18 protein-coding genes are annotated in these 20,770 nt (G+C 72.4%); 7 read left to right on the forward strand and 11 right to left on the reverse strand.

Annotated features, from left to right (window positions below; all coding sequences use genetic code 11):
* Window positions 1-48: 48 nt before the first annotated feature.
* The 5 genes from H9640_RS06795 to H9640_RS06815 all read right to left on the reverse strand — a co-directional run bounded on the left by H9640_RS06795 (window position 49) and on the right by H9640_RS06815 (window position 6,604).
* Window positions 49-3,219: a DUF5979 domain-containing protein gene (locus tag H9640_RS06795; protein ID WP_191789947.1), complete on the reverse strand. Its 3,171-nt coding sequence runs from the start codon at window positions 3,217-3,219 to the stop codon at window positions 49-51.
* 293 nt (window positions 3,220-3,512) lie between these two features.
* Window positions 3,513-3,791 carry a hypothetical protein gene (locus H9640_RS06800; RefSeq protein ID WP_191789948.1) on the reverse strand — a complete coding sequence of 93 codons (279 nt, stop codon included), beginning with the start codon at window positions 3,789-3,791 and terminating at the stop codon, window positions 3,513-3,515.
* The gene (locus H9640_RS06805; protein ID WP_191789949.1) at window positions 3,788-5,071 is read right to left on the reverse strand and encodes an inorganic phosphate transporter; all 1,284 of its coding nucleotides are present in this window, start codon (window positions 5,069-5,071) and stop codon (window positions 3,788-3,790) included. The genes H9640_RS06800 and H9640_RS06805 overlap by 4 nt, the downstream gene beginning before the upstream one ends.
* Before the next feature lie 174 nt (window positions 5,072-5,245).
* Complete coding sequence (locus H9640_RS06810) at window positions 5,246-5,722, reverse strand: VOC family protein (protein WP_191789950.1); 477 nt, start codon at window positions 5,720-5,722, stop codon at window positions 5,246-5,248.
* Between the two features lie 108 nt (window positions 5,723-5,830).
* Complete coding sequence (locus H9640_RS06815) at window positions 5,831-6,604, reverse strand: NUDIX hydrolase (RefSeq protein WP_191789951.1); 774 nt, start codon at window positions 6,602-6,604, stop codon at window positions 5,831-5,833.
* A gap of 96 nt (window positions 6,605-6,700) precedes the next feature.
* Between H9640_RS06815 and H9640_RS06820 the strand changes: the two genes are divergently transcribed.
* The 5 genes from H9640_RS06820 (at window position 6,701) to H9640_RS06840 (ending at window position 11,170) form a co-directional block, all read left to right on the forward strand.
* On the forward strand, window positions 6,701-7,741 hold the full coding sequence (locus tag H9640_RS06820; protein WP_191789952.1) for an SPFH domain-containing protein: 1,041 nt from the start codon (window positions 6,701-6,703) through the stop codon (window positions 7,739-7,741).
* Window position 7,742: 1 nt separating this feature from the next.
* Complete coding sequence (locus tag H9640_RS06825; RefSeq protein ID WP_191789953.1) at window positions 7,743-8,756, forward strand: diacylglycerol kinase catalytic domain-containing protein; 1,014 nt, start codon at window positions 7,743-7,745, stop codon at window positions 8,754-8,756.
* Window positions 8,757-8,804: 48 nt separating this feature from the next.
* Window positions 8,805-9,557, forward strand: coding sequence for a DinB family protein (locus tag H9640_RS06830; RefSeq protein WP_191789954.1), 753 nt, complete (start codon window positions 8,805-8,807; stop codon window positions 9,555-9,557).
* Between the two features lie 115 nt (window positions 9,558-9,672).
* Window positions 9,673-10,410, forward strand: a complete 738-nt coding sequence (locus H9640_RS06835) for a HEAT repeat domain-containing protein (protein WP_191789955.1) — start codon at window positions 9,673-9,675, stop codon at window positions 10,408-10,410.
* A gap of 163 nt (window positions 10,411-10,573) precedes the next feature.
* Entirely contained in the window at window positions 10,574-11,170 is a 597-nt protein-coding gene (locus H9640_RS06840) for a VanZ family protein (RefSeq protein WP_191789956.1), read from the forward strand.
* Here the strand turns inward: H9640_RS06840 and H9640_RS06845 are convergent.
* From H9640_RS06845 to H9640_RS06870, 6 genes are all read right to left on the reverse strand, one after another.
* Entirely contained in the window at window positions 11,167-11,520 is a 354-nt protein-coding gene (locus tag H9640_RS06845) for a helix-turn-helix domain-containing protein (protein ID WP_191789957.1), read from the reverse strand. The two genes, H9640_RS06840 and H9640_RS06845, sit on opposite strands and share 4 nt — an antisense overlap.
* 221 nt (window positions 11,521-11,741) lie before the next feature.
* Window positions 11,742-13,424 (reverse strand): glycoside hydrolase family 43 protein, encoded by a 1,683-nt coding sequence (locus tag H9640_RS06850; RefSeq protein WP_191789958.1) that lies wholly within the window; start codon window positions 13,422-13,424, stop codon window positions 11,742-11,744.
* A gap of 67 nt (window positions 13,425-13,491) precedes the next feature.
* Window positions 13,492-15,960: a beta-xylosidase/alpha-l-arabinosidase gene (locus H9640_RS06855; RefSeq protein ID WP_191789959.1), complete on the reverse strand. Its 2,469-nt coding sequence runs from the start codon at window positions 15,958-15,960 to the stop codon at window positions 13,492-13,494.
* Window positions 15,961-15,967: 7 nt separating this feature from the next.
* On the reverse strand, window positions 15,968-16,918 hold the full coding sequence (locus H9640_RS06860; RefSeq protein ID WP_191789960.1) for a carbohydrate ABC transporter permease: 951 nt from the start codon (window positions 16,916-16,918) through the stop codon (window positions 15,968-15,970).
* Entirely contained in the window at window positions 16,918-17,838 is a 921-nt protein-coding gene (locus H9640_RS06865) for a carbohydrate ABC transporter permease (RefSeq protein WP_191789961.1), read from the reverse strand. Before H9640_RS06865 ends, H9640_RS06860 begins: the two co-directional genes overlap by 1 nt.
* 24 nt (window positions 17,839-17,862) lie before the next feature.
* Window positions 17,863-19,170 carry an ABC transporter substrate-binding protein gene (locus tag H9640_RS06870; protein ID WP_191789962.1) on the reverse strand — a complete coding sequence of 436 codons (1,308 nt, stop codon included), beginning with the start codon at window positions 19,168-19,170 and terminating at the stop codon, window positions 17,863-17,865.
* A 191-nt stretch (window positions 19,171-19,361) separates the two neighbouring features.
* On the opposite strand from H9640_RS06870, the gene H9640_RS06875 reads away from it, so the two are divergent.
* The gene (locus H9640_RS06875) at window positions 19,362-20,372 is read left to right on the forward strand and encodes a LacI family DNA-binding transcriptional regulator (RefSeq protein WP_191789963.1); all 1,011 of its coding nucleotides are present in this window, start codon (window positions 19,362-19,364) and stop codon (window positions 20,370-20,372) included.
* A 131-nt stretch (window positions 20,373-20,503) separates the two neighbouring features.
* Entirely contained in the window at window positions 20,504-20,710 is a 207-nt protein-coding gene (locus tag H9640_RS06880) for a hypothetical protein (RefSeq protein ID WP_191789964.1), read from the forward strand.
* Window positions 20,711-20,770 lie beyond the last annotated feature (60 nt).

Below are 20,770 nucleotides of genomic sequence, written 5' to 3' on the forward strand. Positions count from 1 at the left end.
GGTCACGCCCGCTCCGGGGCACGCTCGGGCGGTGGTCCGGTCAGGACCTCATGCCCGACGGCGTCGCGCACCCACGAGGAGCGCGCCACCTCCGCCGACCAGCAGCAGCGCGACGGCGGCGATGCCCGCGACGCGGGCTCCCGTGGCCGCGAGACCGCCGTCCGCGGAGTCCGCGGTGTTGGTCAGGGTCACCGCGACGGTCTGGCCCGCGCCGATCGTGACCGACGTGACCTTCTCGCCGTCGACCGTGAAGACCGGCGTCCCCCAGCGCACGCCCTCGACCTTCGGCAGGTCGACCTCCGCGAGGTCGACGACCGTCCCTGCGGGGAGGTTCGCCGGGCCCTCGACGACGGTGCCGTCGGCGCGGACCGTCAGGGTGCCCTCGGTGTGCTCGCCGTTGACGGTCCCGGAGATCGCGACCGTGAACTGCGTGTCCGCGGGGACCTTCGCCGCGCTCGGCCCCGTGACCTTCTTGGCGATCGTGAAACCGCCGACCTGGGCGGCCACGACGTCGGCCGTGTTGGTGAGCGTGACCGCCGCATTCTGGCCGTCCGTGACCGTGACCTGGGCCGGGCTGAAGACCGGCGTCCCCCAGACCACGCCCGCGACCGCGGGGAGGTCGGTCTCGGTGAACGTCACGACCGTCCCGACCGGCAGGTTCTGCGGGCCGTCCACGACGGTCCCGTCAGCGGCCACGGTCGACGTGCCGCTGACCGGTGCGCCGTCCAGCTCGTAGGCGTAGCGGACCGTGAACTCGGTGCCCGCCGGGACGACCGAGGCTCCGGAGCCCTCGACGACCTTCGTGAGCGAGAACCCGCCAGCGGGCTCGGCATTGGCCGTGTTCGTGAGCGTGACGGCGGTGTTCTCGACGCTGCCGATCGTGACGCGCGCCGGGCTGAAGACCGGCGTGCCCCACTCGACGCCGACCACGTGGGCGGGCGTGAGCTCGGTGAACGTCACGACGGTGCCCGCGACGAGGTTCTGCGGGCCGTCGACGACGGTCCCGTCGGCCTTCACGGTCATCGTGCCCGTGGTGGGCACACCGTCCAGGTCGTAGGCGTAGCGAACGGTGAACTCGGTGCCCGCGGGCACCTTGTCCGCGGCCTCGCCCGTGACGGACTTGGCCATCGAGAACCCGCCCGCCCGTGCTTCCTCCGCGGTGTTGGTCAGCGTGACCTTGACGTTCTCGTTCGCGCCGACCACGAGGCTCGCCGGGCTGAAGACCGGTGCTCCCCACACGACGCCGTCGACGTCGGGCAGGCTCACCTCGCCGAACGTGACGACCGTGCCGGCCGGGAGGTTCTGCGGGCCGTCGACGGCGGTGCCGTCGGCGCGCACCGTCAGGGTGCCCGACGTCGGGACGCCGTCGAGCTCGTAGGAGTAGGCGACCGTGAACGCGGTGTCCGCGGGCACCATGCCCGCGGGAGCGTTCTCGACGACCTTCTGGACCGAGAACCCGCCGACGGGGATCACCGCGGCGTCGGCCGTGTTGGTCAGCGTGACCCGGGGGCTCTCGCCGTCGGCGACCGTGATCGAGGCGGGGTCGAACGACGGCGCGCCCCACACGACGCCGGGCACGGTCGGCAGGTCGATCTCGGCGAACGTCACGACCGCGCCGACCGGCAGGTCCTGGGGACCGTCGACCACGGTGCCGTCGGCGCGGACCTTCACAGTCCCCTGGGTCGAGGTGCCGTCGACCGTCACGGTGTAGGCGACGGTGAACTCCGTGCTCGCGGGGACCTGGCTCGCGGCGAGCCCGGTCACTGCCTTGGCGATCGAGAACCCGCCGAGCTGCGCCGACGCGGTGTTGGTGAGCCGCACGGCGGCTGTCCCGGACGCACCGATCGTGACGGTGTCCGACGGGGCGAACGACGGCGTGCCCCACTCGACGCCGAGGACGACGGGCAGGTCGGGCTCGGAGAGCGTGACGACGGTCCCGGCAGGGAGATCCGCCGGGCCGTCCACGACCGTGCCATCGGCCTTCACCGTGAGGGTGCCGGCGACGGGCGTCCCGTTCGCGGTGTACGAGTAGGCGACGGTGAACTCGGTACCGGCCGGCACGAGGTCCGCGCCGTCACCGACCACGCTCTTGGCGACGGTGAACCCACCGGGCTCGACCGAGAGGCACGTGAACGGGCCGGGGCCGATCCACGGGTAGTTGTGCTGCTCGATGCCGCCGCCGGTGCCGACCACGGAGAGCGTCTTGCCCACGTACACGCGTCCGTTCGTGCTCGTCTTGAGCGTCGTGTCGGCGTGGGGCGCGAGGACCGACCCCAAGAACTGGTCGTTCTCGCCGAGCTCGACGGAGGTCGCGTCGACGAAGTTCCAGAGGATGCGCGACGCGGCGTTACCGATCTCGGGGGACGAGAGGGAGTTGACCTGCGTCGTGCCGAAGAAGAACGACTGCGCGTCGAAGTCGACCGTCGAGCCGGTCACGTTGACGACGATCGGTGCCGTGCTGCCGACGTCGTCGAAGAAGACGGACATCTTCTTCCCGAGGCTCGACAGAGCCGCCCCGTCGACCGTGAAGGTGTGCATCGAGGCAGCCGGGTCACCCGTGAAGCGCAGCTCGCCCCAGGACTCGATCGTCCCGGGCGTGCCGACCGGCTGGGCGAGCAGTCTCGACTCCTCGGTGATGACGTCCTGGAAGCCGGCGTACGACGCGACCGCCGCAGCGCCCATGTTCGGGGTCGCGACGCCGCCGTTGAGCGCGAGGGGGACCGTGTTCGTGATCGAGCCCCCGACGTCGACGTTGCCGCCACCGACGACGTTCGCACCCACGTCCATGGTGGTCCGGGGACCGACCGTCAGGTCGCCCCCGACGGCCAGCATCGTCGTGCCTCCCGGAGGCGTGATCTGCGAGCCCACGCCCGCCGAACCGACGTTGTAGATGCCCCCCGCGGCCTTGTCGAACGTCGCGTCGCCCATGACGACCAGGAGCCCCTCGGACTCGGCCGCCGTACCCGTCGCGGAGTAGTCGCCACCTGCGTAGACCGCGATGTTCGAGTCGGTGAAGGCCGGGAGGTTGCCGATCCCGGGCATCTCCCCCGGCGCCGGGCACTGCGGGAGCTGCGCCTTGGGTGCCGCCGATGCAGGCGCCGCGAGCGGTCCCGCGCCCAGCGCGACCGCTCCCGTCAGGGCGAGGACCGCGGCGGTGGCGGCGGCGACGGCCCGACCGAACGGTGTACCCGCTCGACGAGCCCGGTGGGGGGTGCTCATGACGCTCCTTCTGGTGACCTGAACAGTTGTCCAACTACCCAGAAGACCAGACCCCGACGGCGGTATGACGGGAGATTCCCGTGCTCCCGATCACATCGTGCGACACGGTCGCACATCGACCCCTCGAAATGCGGGACAAGGTGGGGCGACCGTGGTAATTCGACCACCGCCGCCCGGATGTGGTGTTCGCCTCATCACGTCGTGCGGGCGGCGCTCTGCCTCCCGCGAGGACGACGAAGGCCGCCCCGTCGTCGTACGACGGGGCGGCCTCCTGTCGGGGGTCGTGCGGGGGGTCAGTGACCGCCGGACGCGAGGAACCAGATGCCCACCGCGCACGCGGCCAGCACCGTGCCGAAGCACACCACCGCGCCGGTGAGACGAAGGCCCGTGGGGCGCGCCGTCGTCGGGCCGGAGTCCGTGCCCGACGGCGCACCCTCCACCGCGAGCGCCCCACCCTGCGACGGGGCGAGCAGGCGGACGCCCAGCGCGAACAGCGCGGGCAGGCCCGCGCCGACGATCGCGCCGGCGACCACGACCTGGAGCAGGGCGTCGAAGTGGATGAACTCGCTCATGCGTGGACTCCCTCACGGGCAGTGGCGGTCGGGGCGGTGGCGGTCGGAGCAGCGGTGTTCGCTGCCGTGGTCGCGGCGATCGTGGCCTCGGCCTCGGCCGTCACCTCGACGGCGACGGCCGTGAAGGACTCGGCGGCGTCGACCACAGCGGTCTCGCCCTCGCCGTCCCACTCGTCGTTGACGTTCGACGCGTCGACCGGCTTGCGGCGCGACGCGACCCAGATCGCGGTCGAGACGCCGATGAGGATCGTGAAGACCGCGACGGTCCCGCCGACGCCACCGATGACGTCCTGCAGCCAGAAGCACAGCGCGCCGACGACGCCGGCGGCCGGCAGCGTCAGGCCCCACGCGGCGAGCATCTTGCCCGCGACGCCCCAGCGGACCTTCGCGCCCGGCATGCCGACGCCCGAGCCGAGGATCGAACCGGTCGCGACGTGCGTCGTCGACAGCGAGAAGCCGAAGTGGCTCGAGAGGAGGATGACCGCGGCCGACGAGGTCTCGGCGGCCATGCCCTGGCGCGAGTCGATCTCGACGAGGCCCTTGCCGAGCGTGCGGATGACGCGCCAGCCGCCCAGGTAGGTACCCAGCGCCATGAAGAACGCGCACGACAGGACGACCCAGAACGGGACCCCCGAGTCGGACGGGACGGCACCGCCCGCGATGAGCGCGAGCAGGATGATGCCCATCGACTTCTGCGCGTCGTTGGTGCCGTGCGCGAGCGAGACGAGCGAGGCGGAGCCGATCTGGCCCCAGCGGAACCCGCGGCTCGTCGTGTCCTGCGGCAGGTCCTTGGTAATGCGCGCGACCAGGAAGGTGCCGAGCGCGGCGACCCCGATCGCGATCACGGGGGCGAGCAGGGCGGGGATCATCACCTTGGACAGCACCCCGGTCCACAGGACCCCGCTCGTCCCGACCGCAGCCAGGACCGAGCCGACGACGCCGCCGATGAGGGCGTGCGACGAGCTCGACGGGATACCCAGCAACCAGGTCAGCAGGTTCCAGGTGATGCCACCCACCAGACCGGCGAGCACCACCTCGAGGGTGATGACGTTCGCGTCCACGATCCCCTTGGCGATGGTCGCCGCCACGGCCAGGGACAGGAACGCCCCGACCAGGTTGAGGACTGCAGACAGCGCGACGGCGGTCTTGGGCTTGAGGGCACGTGTGGCGATGGACGTGGCCATCGCGTTGCCGGTGTCGTGGAAGCCGTTCGTGAAGTCGAAGGCCAGGGCCGTCACTACCACGAGCGCGAGCAGGATCGTCTCGGTCACGTACTCCATGGTGGACGCTGGATGACAGGGGTCTGAACCAAGTCGGCGAGTCTTCGGCGACTGTTCACCTGGTGTTCATCTGACGTTCGAAGGCCCTTCGAAAGTGCCCTGTGGGCGCCGTCTGGCGGGCGGAAACGGCTCGATATCCGGACGCTCCACGGTGCGGCGCGGGTGGCCGCCCGCTCACCCCTCGCGCCCCTCCAGCACCGCGAGGTAGTGCGGGTTCTCCATGACGCCGAGCACGTTCCCGAACGGGTCCACGACGGCCGCGGTCACGAACCCGCCGTCGCCCTGCGGCGTGACCGGCTGGTACTCGGTCCCGCCGAGCGCGAGCAGTCGCGCGTACGTGGCGCGGACGTCGTCGACGTGCCAGTAGACGACCGCCCCGCCGGGCACCGTCGCGGCGCCTGCGGGCGCGTACGAGCGGTCGATGATGCCGAGCTCGTGCTGGTAGTCGCCCACCCGGAACTCCACGTAGGCGGCCGGGGCCGGCGCGGGCGGCATGACGTAGTACGGGTCGACGCCGAACACCTCGGTGTACCAGGCGACCGCCGCGGGGACGTCGTCGGACCAGAAGCTCACGGTCGTCAGGCCGCGCGGGGTCGTGGCAGTCGTGCGGGGGGTGGTCGTGCTCGGGGTCGTGCCGGTCGTGTCGCTCATCGTCGGGCTCCTCGTGCCGTGCGGTCCAGCAGCGGTTCGTGCTGACGTCTCTCACGCTAGCGACGGTGCGCCGCGGCGCATCCGGCGAGCACCCCGGGCATGGCGGGCTCAGCCTGCGGGTCGCATGAGGGGCGGGTTGAGCACGGCGGGCACGGAGGCGGGCGCCTCGTCCTGCCCGACGGCGTCGCGCGCCCCGGCGGAGCGCTCCGCCTCGGGCGCGAGCCGGTAGAGCGCGGCGGGCCGGCCGGTCCCTCCCGACGTCGACTCCCCCGTCTCGACGAGGAACCCCGGGGTGCCGACGGCCTTGCGGTGGAAGTTGCGGGGGTCGAGCCGGGTGCCCCACACGGCCTCGTAGACGGCGCGGAGCTGGGCGATCGTGAACTCGGGGCCGCAGAAGGCCGTCGCGAGCGTCGAGTACTCGAGCTTCGCGCGGGCACGTTCGACGCCGTCGCGCAGGATCCGGTGGTGGTCGAACGCGAGCCCGTCCGGGTCCGCGAGCGCCTCCTCGACCGGGTACCAGCCGACCTGCGCGGCGTCGCTGCCTGCGGTCGGCAGGCCGTACGTGGGTGCGAGCAGGAGGTGCGCGACGGTCAGCACGGGGCCGCGCGGGTCGCGGCCGAGCGGCCCGTAGGTGCGGAGCTGTTCGAGGTGGCCGGGGACCGCGACGCCCGTCTCCTCGGCGAGCTCGCGGGCGGCGGCCTGCGGCAGGGACTCGTCGGGCAGGACGAACCCGCCCGGCAGGGCGAGGCGGTCCTGGAAGGGGTCGAGGAGCCGCGTCACGAGCAGGACCTGGAGCGTGCCGTCACGGACCGTGAGCGCGACGACGTCGACCGTGACGGGGATCCGGGCGGCTGACGGCGGGGTCTCCGGGTGCTCGCTCATGCCCCCATCCTATCTCCTTATCGTCAGGTTGACACTAAAGACGGTCGAGGCTTATCGTCAAAGTGACATAAACACCGACGACGGACGGAGCCTCCCATGGCCACCATCAAGCGCTACCCCTGGCTGCGGCACTTCCTCGGCAGCCCTACGGGCGCCGTGATCCACCTCAAGGCAGGACGGGTCGCGCACCGCGGGATCGGCCAGGCCTTCTGGTTCCGCCCCGGTACCTCGGTCCTCAGCGAGGTACCGGTCGACGACCAGGAGCTGCCCGTCCTCTTCCACGCCACGACGCGCGACCACCAGGACGTCACGGTCCAGGTCAACGTGACGTACCGGTTCGCGGACCCGGCCGTCGTCTCGCAGCGGCTCGACTTCGGGATCGACCCCGACACCGGCGCCGCGACCACCACGGGGCGCGACCAGGTCGCGACGATCATCGGCCAGCTCGCGCAGAGCCACGCGATCGACCACCTCGCGGCCGTCCCCCTGACGACCGCGCTCGAGCAGGGCGTGAGCCAGGTCCGGGCCCAGCTCGTGGCGGCACTGGGCTCGGACGCCCGGCTGGCCTCGACCGGCATCGAGGTCCTCGGGGTCCACGTGCTCGCGGTCCGTCCCGACGGCGACGTCGAGCGCGCCCTGCAGACCCCGCTGCGCGAGCACGTCCAGGCCGAGGCCGACCGGTCGACGTACGAGCGGCGGGCGCTGGCCGTCGAGCGCGAGCGCACCATCTCGGAGAACGAGCTCGCGAGCCAGATCGAGCTCGCGACCCGCCGGGAGCGGCTCGTCGCGCAGGAGGGCGCCAACCTCCGGCGAGAGGCCGAGGAGACCGCCGCCGCGGCGCTCGTCGAGGCCCGGGCCGCGGCCGAGCGTCGCGACCTCACCTCGGCCGCGCAGGCCGAGGAGATCCGCCGGCTCGGCGAGGCGAACAACGCCAAGTTCCGGACCGTCATGGACGTCTACGAGGGCATGGACCAGTCGACCATCCTGGCCGTGGCGATGCGCGACCTCGCCGGGGCGCTGCCCAAGATCGGCAGCCTGACCATCACGCCGGACCTGCTCAGCGGGGCGCTCGCCGCGTTCACGGGAGCCGCAGGCGGCCCCGCCACCGGCGGCGCCACCGCCGGCCGGGGAGCCTGACGTGCCCCTCCAGCGACGCGTGGTCGTCGTGCACCGGCGGACCGAGCTCGACGAGCTCCTCGACCGGCACGCGACCCGCGGTCAGGCCGAGTTCTTCCTCCGCACGCGCGGCCGCACGCTCGCCGCGGTCCAGGAGCGGCACGACGCCGTGGCCGAGGCCCGGGCCCGGGTCGTCGCCGCGATCCCCGAGGGCTGGCGGCGGGCCGACGTCGAGCGCGCCGACCTCGGCCGGTTCCTCGTGGCCCCCGAGGACGTCGTGGTCGTGGTCGGGCAGGACGGGCTCGTCGCGAACGTCGCGAAGTACCTCACGGACCAGCCGGTGCTGGGCGTCGACCCCGAGCCGGGGACCAACGCGGGCGCGCTCGTCCGGCTCGACGTCACCACTGCCGTGCGTCTCCTGGCCCGCGCGGGAAGGACCGCGAGCGCCCCGGCCGGTCCCGGCCCTTCCAGCCTCCGGCCCGACGGCGCCGCGCCCCTCGGCGGCCTCGGCTGGCGGACCGAGGACCTCACGACGGTCGTGGCGCACCTCGACGACGGGCAGCACCTGTCCGCGCTCAACGAGGTCTTCGTGGGGCACCCGTCGCACCAGTCGGCGCGGTACCGGATCGCTGCGGACGGGCCGGGCGGGAGTCAGGGGCCGGCGGTCGGTCGCGGCAGGGAGCGCGGGTCCGTCCGGGTCGAGCGGCAGTCGTCGTCGGGCGTGATCGTCGCGACCGGTGCCGGGGCGACGGGCTGGTGCGCGTCGATCGCGCGCGAGCGCGGCGGGCGACGCCTCCCCGGCCCCACCGACCCGCTGCTCGCGTGGTTCGTGCGCGAGGCGTGGCCGTCGCCCGCGACGGGCGCGGACCTGACCGAGGGGCTGCTCGACGCGGGCGGCGAGCTCCGGCTCACGGTCGAGTCGGACCAGCTCGTGGTCTTCGGCGACGGCGTCGAGTCGGACCGGCTCGTCGCGACCTGGGGCCAGGAGGTCACGGTCCGCGTCGGGGAGAACCGGTTGCGGCTCGTCGTCGGGTGACCTGGTCGTCACCGGGCAGGACTGCCCGGTGTCCGTCATCGTGGAGCGATGACGACCTATTCCAGGACGAAGGAGTTCGAGGGCGCGACCTTCGTCAGGGCCAGCTTCAAGGGCGCCACCCTGCGGTTCTCCGACGTCAGCGGCGTGACCATGCGCGGCGTCGACGTGGGCGGTCTCGACATCGACAGCCACGACCTGTTCTTCGGCAGCCTGATCGTCAACGGGGTCGACGTCGTGCCGTACGTGGACGCCGACCTCAACCGGCAGTTCCCCGGCCGCGAGCTGCAGAAGGCGCAGACGGTCGACGGGCTGCGCGAGGGGTGGGTCGCCGTGCAGTCCGCGTGGCAGGAGACCGTGGAGGGCACGCCACCCGACCTGGTGGACGCCCACGTCGAGGACGAGTGGTCCTTGGCCCAGACCCTGCGGCACCTCGTCCTGGCGACCGACGCCTGGCTCCGCGGCGGGATCCTGGGGATCGAGCAACCGTTCCACGAGATCGGGCAGATCTTCACCGGCGCCGGCGAGATGGGCTTCGACCTGTCGATCTTCCGCACGGACACACCGACGTACGAGGAGATCCTCGCGGTGCGGGCCGAGCGCCAAGGGCAGGTGACCGAGTTCCTGGCGACGGCCACCACGGAGCTGCTCGCGGAGGAACGCGACGACCCGTGGGGCGGGGAAGACTGGCACCCCAGCGTCGGGGACTGCGTGCGCGTGATCCTGGAGGAGGAGTGGGCGCACCTGCGCTACGTCCGCCGGGATCTCGCTCTGCTGCGTGAGGCCCCGCCCGCGTCGCCGTGAGGCTCTGGGGCGGGTGCCGAGAGCGCGCGACGCCCGCCGAGACGGGTCTTTCGACGGCCGCACATCGGCCGAACGGCCCTACCCGAGCAGGGGCGGGAGCCCTAGCGTGCTGGTCATGAGCGTGCGTGAAGAGCACCGGGCGGCCTTGCGCGCGCTCGACGACGATCCGGCCGCCGTGCGCGCCTACCTCACGGCCCGCTCAGGGCTCCCCGGGCCTCGGGCGAACCTCGAGCTGATCGGTGCGTTCGCCGACGTCGCGCCGGCAGGCCTCGTGCTCTCCCTGGCCGACTCCCCCGACGAGTACCTGCGCTGCTGCGGGACGGTCGGCCTCGGCCGGCTCGTCGTCGACGTCCCCGCCCGTGCACGCACCGACCTGACCGACCTGCTGCGCGTCCGCGCGGCCGAGGGGTCGTGGCGCGTCCGCGAGGCCGTCGCGATGGCGCTGCAGCGCATCGGCGACGCCGAGACCGCCACCCTCGTCGCGCTCGTGGCCTCCTGGGTCGACGACCAGGACCCGCTGGTTCGCCGAGCCGCGGTCGCCGGGATCTGCGAGCCGCGCCTCCTGCGAACCCCCGCCACCGTGACGGCCGCCCTGGACGCCTGCGCGGCCGCCACCGCCTCGATCCACGCGCTCCCGCCCGACGCCCGCCGCGACACCGGCGTCCGGACGCTGCGGCAGGCCCTCGGGTACTGCTGGAGCGTCGCCGTCGCGGGCGACCCGGCCTCAGGTCTGCCGCGCTTCGCCGCGCTGCGCGGCTCGGACGACCCGGACGTGGCCTGGGTCGTGCGCGAGAACGAGAAGAAGACCCGCCTTCGCCGCCTGCTCGACCCGCCCGACGTCCCGTCCGCGTGATCCGGGCGCCGCACGAGCGCGCCCGGGCGACGACGACGGTCGTACTCGCCGTCATGTCGGGTCCGACCACGGACGGATGCCGAGCCCGTCGCGCGACGGGCACTCTTGCGTGGAGCCGCGGCACCAGCCGCCGCGCAGGTCTCGGAGAAGGCGCAGGTCGCTCGTGTTCCACCAGGTCCCGGTCCTCCCGGTCGTCGTCCCTCTGGCCGCGGCGGTGCTCGCGGGGTTGATGTGGTCACTGATCCGCAGCGGACGCTTCTCCGTGCCGCGAGCCACGGTCGCCCTCGCGCTCTGCGTCTACGTCGCCGGGATCGTCGCGAACACCGTCTTCCCGGTCTTCCTGGACAAGCCCGTCAGCAGCGCCCCCTGGGGCAGCCATCTCGCCGTCGTGCCGTTCGTGGACTACGAGGTCGCCGATGCGGTCATGAACGTCCTGGTCTTCGTCCCGGTCGGCGTCCTCGTGCCGCTGCTCGCGCCCCGGGCCTCGTGGAGACGGGCCGTGGCGGCGGCAGCGGTCCTGAGCCTGACGATCGAGGTCACCCAGCTCGTGACGGCGCACCTGCTGGGTGGGGGGCACATCGCGGACGTGAACGACCTGATCTTCAACATCACCGGCGGGGCGGTCGGCTTCGCGGTGTTCTCGGCGCTCGTGAAGATCCCGTCCGTCAGCGCCGTCGTCGACCGGTTCCGCTGGCACGAGATCACGGCCTGCGCCCGGGGCGCCGCAGCGATCCCCGAGGGCTGGCGGCGTGGTGACTAGTTGCGGGTGTGGTGTGATGCGTCGAGGTCGAGCTCTATGCGTTGACCGTTGATCGTGACGGCGAGCGTGATGTCGGATCCGCCTGCTGCGCTGAGATAGTCGACGAGCGTGGACCACAAGACGTCGCTGCGCCGTTCGGTGCGCGAGACCGTGTTCTGTCCGACTCCCAGTCGTTCACCGAGCTGCTTCTGCGTGAGATCGGCGGCCTTGCGGATCGCCGCGAGATTGAGGGCGTAGGCGCGATCCTCGGTGTCCATCTCCTTGCGGATCGCTGCGACGGCCTGGGCACGTTCGGGGGTCCGTAGATATCCCGTCAAGCGGTCATTGCCGCGGACGAAATCGTCGCGCATGCGATTCTGACTCATGGTTCACCACTCCGCTCTCGTAGCCACTGGTCGATGATCTGGTCGGCCCGCTTCTCGAGTTCGGCGAAGTACCGGTCGAAGGCCGCGGTCCAGTCGATCAGCACCCACTGAGCATGCCTTCGAAGGGATATCGCTTCAAGGGGATGTCATGGACGATCTGCCGGTCGGGGCCGAGCGTGAGCACGGGTCCTGCGGCCTGCAGATGCTCAGCGCCCTCGGTACTCCACGCACTCGACGTCCGCGACCGTCGCGGTCGTCGTCCCGCGGCCCGTCGCGTACGGGCCGACCCACACGCCCAGGAACCCGCCCGCCTCGGGCGAGCTGAGCCGGCCGCCGTGCACGGTCGCGACGGCGTGGAAGCCACGCAGCGTCCGGACCCCGAGCCCGTACTCCTGACCGACAGCGTGCAGCACCACGTCGACGGGTCCCTCGGCCAGCCCGAGCGGCCCGAGCGCCGCGCGCCCCACGACGACCTCCTCGCCGCCGAAGCGCTCGACCACGAGCACCTCGCGCCCGCCGGTCGCCCCTGCGGAGTCGTCAGCGGGCGCCGCCCGCGTCACGACCGCCGCGATCCACGCCTCCTCGGACTGGCGCACCGCGAGCCCGGCCCACTCGTCGGGCCCGGCGGGGTCGACGTCGACGCGCACGGTCAGGTCCATGTCCGCGTGCTGCTGGCGACGCCCCAGGAACGCGGGGGTCGCGACGTCGGACAGCGTCGCGGGCAGCAGCGGGAGCCGCAGGTGCCAGGGCCGCTCGGTCAGGGACCAGAAGCGCTCCCCGGTCCGTACCTGGTTCCACGCGAGGCTCAGCGCGTCGTCCGGCCCGTCGAACGTCTCGTGCACGACGACGGCACCCACCCCGGAGGGCTGGCCCACCACCCCAGCCGGTGAGCCGCTCCCCGGAAGCCGCGCTCCGACGTCGGGCAGGGGGAAGCTCCCCGCGACGTGGCCCACGCCCGGGGCGACCACTGGCCACCCGTCCTCCCAGACGACAGGGGCGAGGAACGTCTCGCGCCCCAGGTTGGGGAAGTAGCCGCCGTAGGGGCGGCTGCCGAGCAGGACCATCCACCACTCGCCGGCGGCGGTCTCCACGAGGTCCCCGTGCCCGACCCCGACCACGGGGAAGTCCCGGCCGAGGTGGCGGTGCGTGAGGATCGGGTTCGCGGGGTTTCCCGTGTACGGGCCGGTGACGGTGTCGGCGCGCGCGACCGAGACGGCGTGGCGGTGCTCGGTGCCGCCCTCGGAGGCGAGCAGGTAGCAGTGGTCGCCGACCCGGTACAGGTGCGGCCCCTCGGCCCAGACCGCGCCGTGCAGCGCGCCGCGCCACAGGACGTGCTCGGGGCCGACGAGCGCGCCCGCGGCGAGGTCGAGCTCGCGCAGCCACACCTCGGTCTGCCCCTCCCACTCCCCCGGGTCGGCCAGGCGCGTCGCGGTGAGCCACACGCGCCCGGTCGAGTCGTCGAAGAAGAGCGACGGGTCGATCCCGTCTCCCTCGAGCCAGACGGGGTCGGACCACGGCCCGGCGGGGTCGGTCGCGGTCACGAGGAGGTGCCCACCCCGGCCCTGGGTGTGGACGAGCGTCGTGACGACGTAGAACGTCCCGTCGTGGTGCCGGATCGTCGCGGCGTACAGCCCGCCCGAGGACGGCACGGTCGACAGGTCCACCTGGTCGGTGCGGTGGATCGCGTGGCCCGCCTGCGTCCACGTCACGAGGTCGTGGCTGTGGAAGACCGGCAGGCCCGGGAAGTACTCGAACGTCGAGGTGACGAGGTAGTAGTCGTCGGGCGCGACGGTCCCGTCCGCCCGGGTGACCCCGGGGACCCGGCAGACGCTCGGGTCGGGGTGCGTCCCGGGCAGGACGGGGTTCGTGAACGTGGTCCCGGCGGGCATGGCCCCGTCCGCGGGACCCGAGGCCGGCACGGGGGTCAGCCGCCTGACCGGCCTCGGGTCCGTCATCTCAGGCCTCGCCCACCACGAGCGGCGCGTGCAGCTCGCGCGTGTGGTCGACCACGCGCACGTCGCCCACGAGCGACACGGGGGCCACGAGCCGCACGTCGGCGCTCGACGCCCCGAACCGCAGCTCGATCGCGCCGGGCTCGACGATCCGGCGCCCGTCACGCCCCGTGAAGGACAGGACGTCGGCGGGCACGGTCGCGCTCACGCGCGCCGAGGCGCCCGCGGCGAGCGGCACGCGCACGTACCCGACGAGCCGCTGCACGGGCCGCACGACCGACGCCACGGGGTCGTGCGCGTAGAGCTGCACGACCTCGACGCCGTCGCGCCCGCCGGTGTTCCGCACGACGAACGACGCCTCGAAGGCCCCGTCGGTCGCGGCCTCGGCCGCGCTCACCACGAGGTCCGACCAGTCGAAGCTCGTGTACGTGAGCCCGTGGCCGAACGCGAAGGCCGCGGTCGGGTCGATGTTCGACACGTCGGTCGCCTGCGCGAGCGTCGCGGCCAGGTAGGACGTGGGCTGGGCGCCCTCGGTCCCGGGCACGCTCACGGGCAGCCGGCCCGACGGCGCCACGCGCCCCGACAGGACGCCCGCGACCGCGGGGGTCCCCTCCTCGCCCGCGAAGAACGCCTGGACGATCGCCGCGGCACCGGGCTCACCGGGCGCGGGGGTCGCGGCCGCGCCGAGCGCGTAGGGCCGACCCGAGAGGATCGTCGCGACCACGGGGCGACCTGTGGCGAGGAGCGCGTCGAGCAGGTCCTGCTGGGCGCCGGGCAGGCGCAGCGACTCGGCGTCGCAGCCCTCGCCGCTCGTGCCGCGGCCGAACAGCCCGGCCCGGTCGCCCAGGGCGACCACGACGACGTCGGCCTCGCGGGCGAGCTCGACCGCTGCCGCGATGCCTGCGGCGTCGGCGGCCGCGACCTCGGCCGTGCTCACGGCCCCGGTCGAGGACGGGTCGCTCGTGCCGTCGAGCGTGATCGCGGGCAGCACGTCGACCGTGATGCCCGGCAGCTCGGCGCGCAGGGACTCGGCGAGGGTGGGCAGCGCGAGCCCGAGCGGGATCTCGGGGTGGGCCAGGCCCACGTGGGCGGGGAACGAGTAGCAGCCGAGCACGGCCATGGGGTCCTCGGCCGTGGGACCCACGAGCGCGATCCGGCGCACGTCCGCACCGAGCGGCAGCACGCCGTCGTTCGCGAGCAGGACCACGGCCTGCTCGGCGACCTCGCGGGCCAGCGCGCGGTTGGCGGGGCCGTCGAGGTCGACGGTCCCTCGCAGGGCGGCGGCCAGGTCGTCGGAGCCGGCCGCCACCCTGGCGAGCACGTCCGCGGGCACGTCGCGCAGCACCGCGGGGACGGGGTCCCAGTCGGCGTCGAGCAGGCCGAGCTCGACCTTCTGGCGCAGCACGCGCTCCAGGGCGCGGTCCACGAGCGCGACGTCGACCTCGCCGGCCTCGAGGGCCGCGACGAGCGGCTCGCCGAACGTCTTGACGGTCGGCAGCTCGACGTCGACCCCGGCCGCGAGCGCCGCCGCGGCGGCCTCGGCCCAGTCGCCGGCCACGCCGTGCATGATCTTGAGGAACGCGATCCCGAAGTAGTCGGCGACCACGGTCCCGTCGAAGCCCCACTCCTCGCGCAGCAGCCCCGTGAGGAGCTCGCGGTCGGCGGCCGAGGGGATGCCGTCGGTGTCGGTGTAGGCGTGCATGACCGAGCGCACGCCGCCCTCGCGGACGGCCATCTCGAACGGCGGCAGGATCACGTCGGCGCGCTCGCGCGCCCCCATCGAGACGGGCGCGTGGTTGCGCCCGCCGCGCGAGGCCGAGTACCCCGCGAAGTGCTTGAGCGTCGCGACGATCCCGGCGGACTCCAGGCCTTGCACGTAGGCCGTGGCCACGGTCCCGACGAGGTACGGGTCCTCGCCGATGGTCTCCTCGACGCGGCCCCAGCGGGCGTCGCGCACGACGTCGAGCACGGGGGCCAGGCCCTGGTGCACGCCGACCGAGCGCATGTCCTGCCCGATCCGCTCCGCCATGCGGCGCACGAGCGCGGGGTCGAACGACGCGCCCCACGACAGCGGCACGGGGTAGGCCGTCGCGCCCCACGCGGCGAAGCCCGCGAGGCACTCCTCGTGCGCGAGGGCCGGGATGCCGAAGCGGTTCGCCGAGCGCACGCGCTCCTGCGTCCGCAGCAGGGACAGCGCGCCCAGGGCCGGGTCGACCGGGTTGGTCCCGAAGGGCCGGGTGAGCTGCCCCAGCCCGTCGGGCAGGATCGCGTCGAGGTCGACGCCGTCCTCCATGTCGTGCTGGTGGGGGGCGACCTCGCCGCCCTCGGCCGACGCGCCGACCCACACCCCGAAGAGCTGGGCGACCTTCTCGCGCAGCGTCATCTCGGCCATGAGCGCCTTGACGCGGGTCGCGGTGTCGACCGACGGGTCGGACCACACGGGCAGGTCGGTCTGGTTCGTCTGAAGAGTCATGGTGGAGCTACTTTCCGCCGACGCCCATGAGGCCCTGGACCAGGGCACGCCGGGCGAACAGGTACACGAGCAGGATCGGGATCATCGACATGACGACCGCCGCGAGGAGGCCGGGGATGTTGACGCCGTACTGCGTCTGGAAGTTGAAGAGGCCGAGCGTGATGACCTTGGTCGACTCGGACTGCGTGAGGATCAGGGGGAACAGGAACCCGTTCCACGCCTGCAGGGCCGAGTAGACGACGATCGTCGCGACGCCGCCCTTGGACAGCGGCAGCACGAGCTGCATGAACACGCGCTTGGGCGACGCGCCGTCGAGGGCCATGGCCTCGTAGAGCTCGTTGGTGATGTCGCGCATCGAGCCGCTGAGGATGATCGTGCAGATCGGCAGGCAGAACGCCGCGGTCGGCAGGATCACGCCGATGAGGTTGTCGTACAGGCCCACGACCGAGATGACGTAGAAGATCGGGACGATCACGGCGCTCGCGGGGACCGCGAGGCCCAGGAGGAACATCCGGAAGATGCCCGTGGTGGCGCGCGAGCGGTTGCGCACGATCGCGTACGACAGCGGCGGCACGAGCAGCACCACGATCCCGACCACGGCGACCGTCACGACGAGCGTGTTGAGGAAGTAGCGGCCGAAGCCCTGGTCGAACGCGTTGGTGAAGTTGTCGAGCGTGAACGTGGTCGGCAGGGACAGGGGGCCGCCCTGGGCGTACCCGGCCTGCGTCTGGAACGACGCGGTGACGAGCACGTAGAGGGGGATCGCGACGATCAGCAGCCAGATCGTGACCGCGACGCCCGCGCCCCAGTTGGGTCGGTTGCGGCTGCCCTTTCCTGCCCGACGGCGCAGCGGGACGCCCGCGCTGGTCGTGCCCGGGCGGGACGCACCACCCGAGCCGGGTGACGTCGTCGGGCCGGAGACCTGCTCCGCGGGGGTGACGCTCAGGTCGTTGCTCATCACACGCCCTCCAGCTCGCTGCGCATCTTGTCGTACCCGGACAGGCGGACCATGACCAGCGAGATCGCGGTCGCCGCGACGACCAGGACCACGGCGATCGCCGAGGCCAGACCGAAGTCGAAGCCGCGGAACGCCTTCTGGTACATGTAGAAGGCCGTGATGGTCGTGTCCGTACCGGGCCCGCCGTTGGTCAGGATGAGGACCGTGTCGAACGTCGTCAGACCACCGACGACCATGAGGATGACCGACGTGATCATGGTGTTGCGCAGCTGCGGGAGCGTGATCGCGAAGAACGAGCGCACACGCCCGGCGCCGTCGATCTCGGCCGCCTCGTAGAGCATGGGCGGCACGGCCTTCGCGGCGCCCTGGTAGATCAGGGCGTGCAGCGGCGTGAACTGCCACAGGCTCACGAACACCAGGACGGCGATCGCGGTCGACTGGTTGCCGAACAGGTTGCCGTCGCCGAACAGCCACTCCATCTGGGCCGGGACGCCGAAGTTCGGGTCGAGCACCGCGCGCCACAGGACCGACACCGCGGCCGCGGACAGCAGGAGCGGCACGAAGAAGATCGCCGAGAGCACCGCACGGTTCCACTGGTGGCCCGCGGCCCACACGCCCAGCAGCATCGCGACCGGGGTCTGGGTCGCGACGCCGAGCGCCGTCAGCACGAGCGAGAGCCCGATGCTCTTGAGCATCACGGGGTCGTCGAGGAGACGGGACCAGTTCTCGGTCCCGACGAACTCGGGGCTGCCCAGGCCGCTCCACTGCGTGAACGACAGCACGAGCACGAGGACCATGGGCAGGAGGGCGAAGAGCCCGAAGAACAGGGCGGCGGGCAGGGCCCAGACCACGCCCGGGCGACCGACCTGGAGGTCGGCGGCGCCCGGGCGCGTGCGCCCCTGGGGTGCGCGGGTGGTCATGACGATCTCCGTCCGGGAACCGGGTCAGCGCGAGGCCGGCAGGGACTTCATCGCAGCGATGAAGCCGTCGGCGTCGATCTGGCCGCTGAAGAACTGCTGGACCGCGATCTTCAGCGGGGTGCCGGCAGCCGGGGGGAACGCCTGGTCCCAGGACATCTGGAAGTGCGGCGCGTTCTTCACGAGGTCGAACTGGAAGGCGGCGTAGTCGGGGCTCGCGGCCTGGTCCAGGAACTGCTCGGTGTTGGTCGTGGTCGGCAGGTTGCCGATCGCGAGCTGCGCCTCGACGAACTCGTCCGAGTACATGAGCTGGAGGAAGTCACGCACGGCGTCCGGGTAACGCGTCGTGGCGAGCACCGAGTAGAAGTTGTTGGTGTTGCCCGTGATGTTGGCCGCGTCGCCCTTGCCGCCGTCGATCGCGGGGAAGGCCGTGTAGCCGAGGTTGGCGTCGGTCCACTCGGGGTCGACGTCGTAGTGCGTCGAGTAGTTCCACGAGCCCATGAGCTCGAACGCCGCCTTGCCCGTGCGCAGGAGCGCGGGCGAGCCGCCGTCGGTGAACTTCACGGAGTCGAAGTTGGTGCCGAACGCGCCCGCGTCGATGAGCTCGGACAGCTTGTCGAGCGCCTCGTGGCTCTCTGCCGAGTCCCACACGTCGGTCTCGCCCGCGAGGGCCTTCTCGAAGAGCTCGGGCCCCGCGACGCGGTCGAACGCGTACTGGTACCACATGAGGGTCGGCCACTGGTCGGCGCCACCGAGGGCGATCGGGGTGACGCCCTTGGCCTTGAGGGTCTCGACTGCGGCGAGGAGCTCGTCCCAGGTCTGGGGGGCCTCGATGCCCGCGTCCGCGAGGACCTGCTTGTTGTGGAACAGCATGACGGGCTGCGTGCCACGCATGGGGATGCCGTAGGACTTGCCGTCGATCACGGCCGAGTTGAACACCGCGGGCAGGAACGCGTCCTTGAGCTGGGGGTCCTCGGCGATGAAGTCGTCGAGGGGGAGCAGCAGGTCGGCGTCGACGAACGGCTCGATCGAGCCGCCGCCCCAGTTGAAGAAGACGTCCGGCGCCGCGTTGGTGTCGATGATCGTTTGGAGCTTCTGCTGGTAGTCGGCGCCGGGGATGGTGTCGAGGACGACCTTGACGTCCGAGGTCTTGTTGAAGGTGTCGACCATCTGCTGCTCGACCTTGTTGGTCGCGTCCCCGTAGACCATCACGTGGATCTCGTTCTCGGGGCGGCTCGACCCACCGGAGTCCCCGCTCGCGCACGCTGCGAGCGGGAGGACCAGCGCCGACGCCACGGCGGCGGCCGTGAGCGACTTCCGCGTTCTTGTGTTCATCATCGAACCCTTTCGAAAGTTTCGGCGTCTGCGCCGAAAGTACTCGGTTGTCCTGGACTCTAAGACGCGAAGTGCTCGCGGTCAACACCGAGTCTGAACCGTTATCTGCTGCGAGAAGCCTGAGAACTGCCCGCCGAGACCTCGGAGTTCACCCGTCGAAACTTTCTGTCCGAGGCGCTACGCTGACCGGCATGACCGACGACGTTCTTCCCGGCCGGGTCACCCTCGCCGCCGTGGCGGCCGAGGCCCAGGTGTCCCTCTCGACCGTGTCCAAGGTGCTCAACGGGCGCACCGACGTGTCCGCGGGGACCCGCGACCGGGTCGAGGCGCTGCTCGTCCAGCACGGCTACCGGCGCCGCAAGAGCCCCACCGCCTCGGCCCCCCTCATCGAGATCGTGTTCCACGAGCTCGAGAGCATCTGGGCCATGGAGCTCATCCGCGGCGTCGAGGACGTCGCGCGCGAGCACGGGGCGAGCGTCGTGCTGACCGAGTCGGGCACCCGGCACGCCCCCGGGCCCGAGTGGATCGAGGGGGTCCTCGCGCGCCGGCCGCTCGGCGTCGTGCTCGTCTTCTCGACGCTGCCCGCGGCCGTCAAGGAACAGCTCCGCTCACGTGCCATCCCGTTCGCGGTCATCGACCCCGCAGGGGATCCCGAGCCCGACGTCCCGTCGGTCGGCTCCGCGAACTGGCAGGGCGGGCTCATGGCCACTCGTCACCTCATCGAGCTCGGCCACCGCCGCATCGGCGTCATCACGGGCCCCGAGGACATGATGTGCTCGCTCGCACGCCTCGACGGCTACCGCTCGGCGCTCGGCACGGCCGGGATCGCGGCCGACCCCGACCTCGTGCGGTTCGGCGACTTCCACCCGCAGGGCGGCACCGACCGCGCCGAGGAGCTCCTGAACCTGCCCGAGCCGCCCACCGCGATCTTCGCGGGCTCCGACCTCCAGGCCCTCGGCGTGCTCGAGGCCGCGCGCCGCCACGGGCTCCGCGTCCCCGAGGACCTCTCGATCGTCGGGTACGACGACGTCCCCGTGGCCCGTTGGTCCAGCCCCGCGCTGACCACGGTCCACCAGCCGCTCCAGGAGATGGGCCAGGAGGCGGCGCGACTCGTCCTCAAGGCCCGCGAGGGCGACGTGACGAACACGCGCATGGACCTCGCGACGAGCCTCGTGGTGCGCGGGAGCACGGCGGCTCGATAGCACCGGGGATACCCCACCCCCGTACGCCACGCCACCGGGGGCCACGTGACTCTCTTCACGCGCATCTCGCGTCACGTGGGACCCGCAACCGTGTCTACCGTGGTGAACGCACAACCCCGGAGGTACGAACCATGAGCACCCAGCACGCCACCGAGCCCGCCCCCGTCACGGCCGGGCTCTCGCGCCGCGAGATCCACCACGCCCAGACCGCCTCCCCTGCCCCGAGCCTCTGGCAGCGCCTGCACACCTCCCCCACCCACCCGGTCGCGCTCACGGTCTCGACCGTCGCGGTCGGGGTCCTCGCGGGCATCGGCGCGGGCGCGCTCCTCAACCTCTGACGACCCCGCCCTCCCGCTGAGTGCGGAGCAGTCGTCGTCGATCGGCCGCCGCGACGACAG

It is taken from the genome of Oerskovia gallyi (assembly GCF_014836745.1).
In the GTDB taxonomy this organism is placed as follows: Bacteria; Actinomycetota; Actinomycetes; order Actinomycetales; family Cellulomonadaceae; genus Oerskovia; species Oerskovia paurometabola.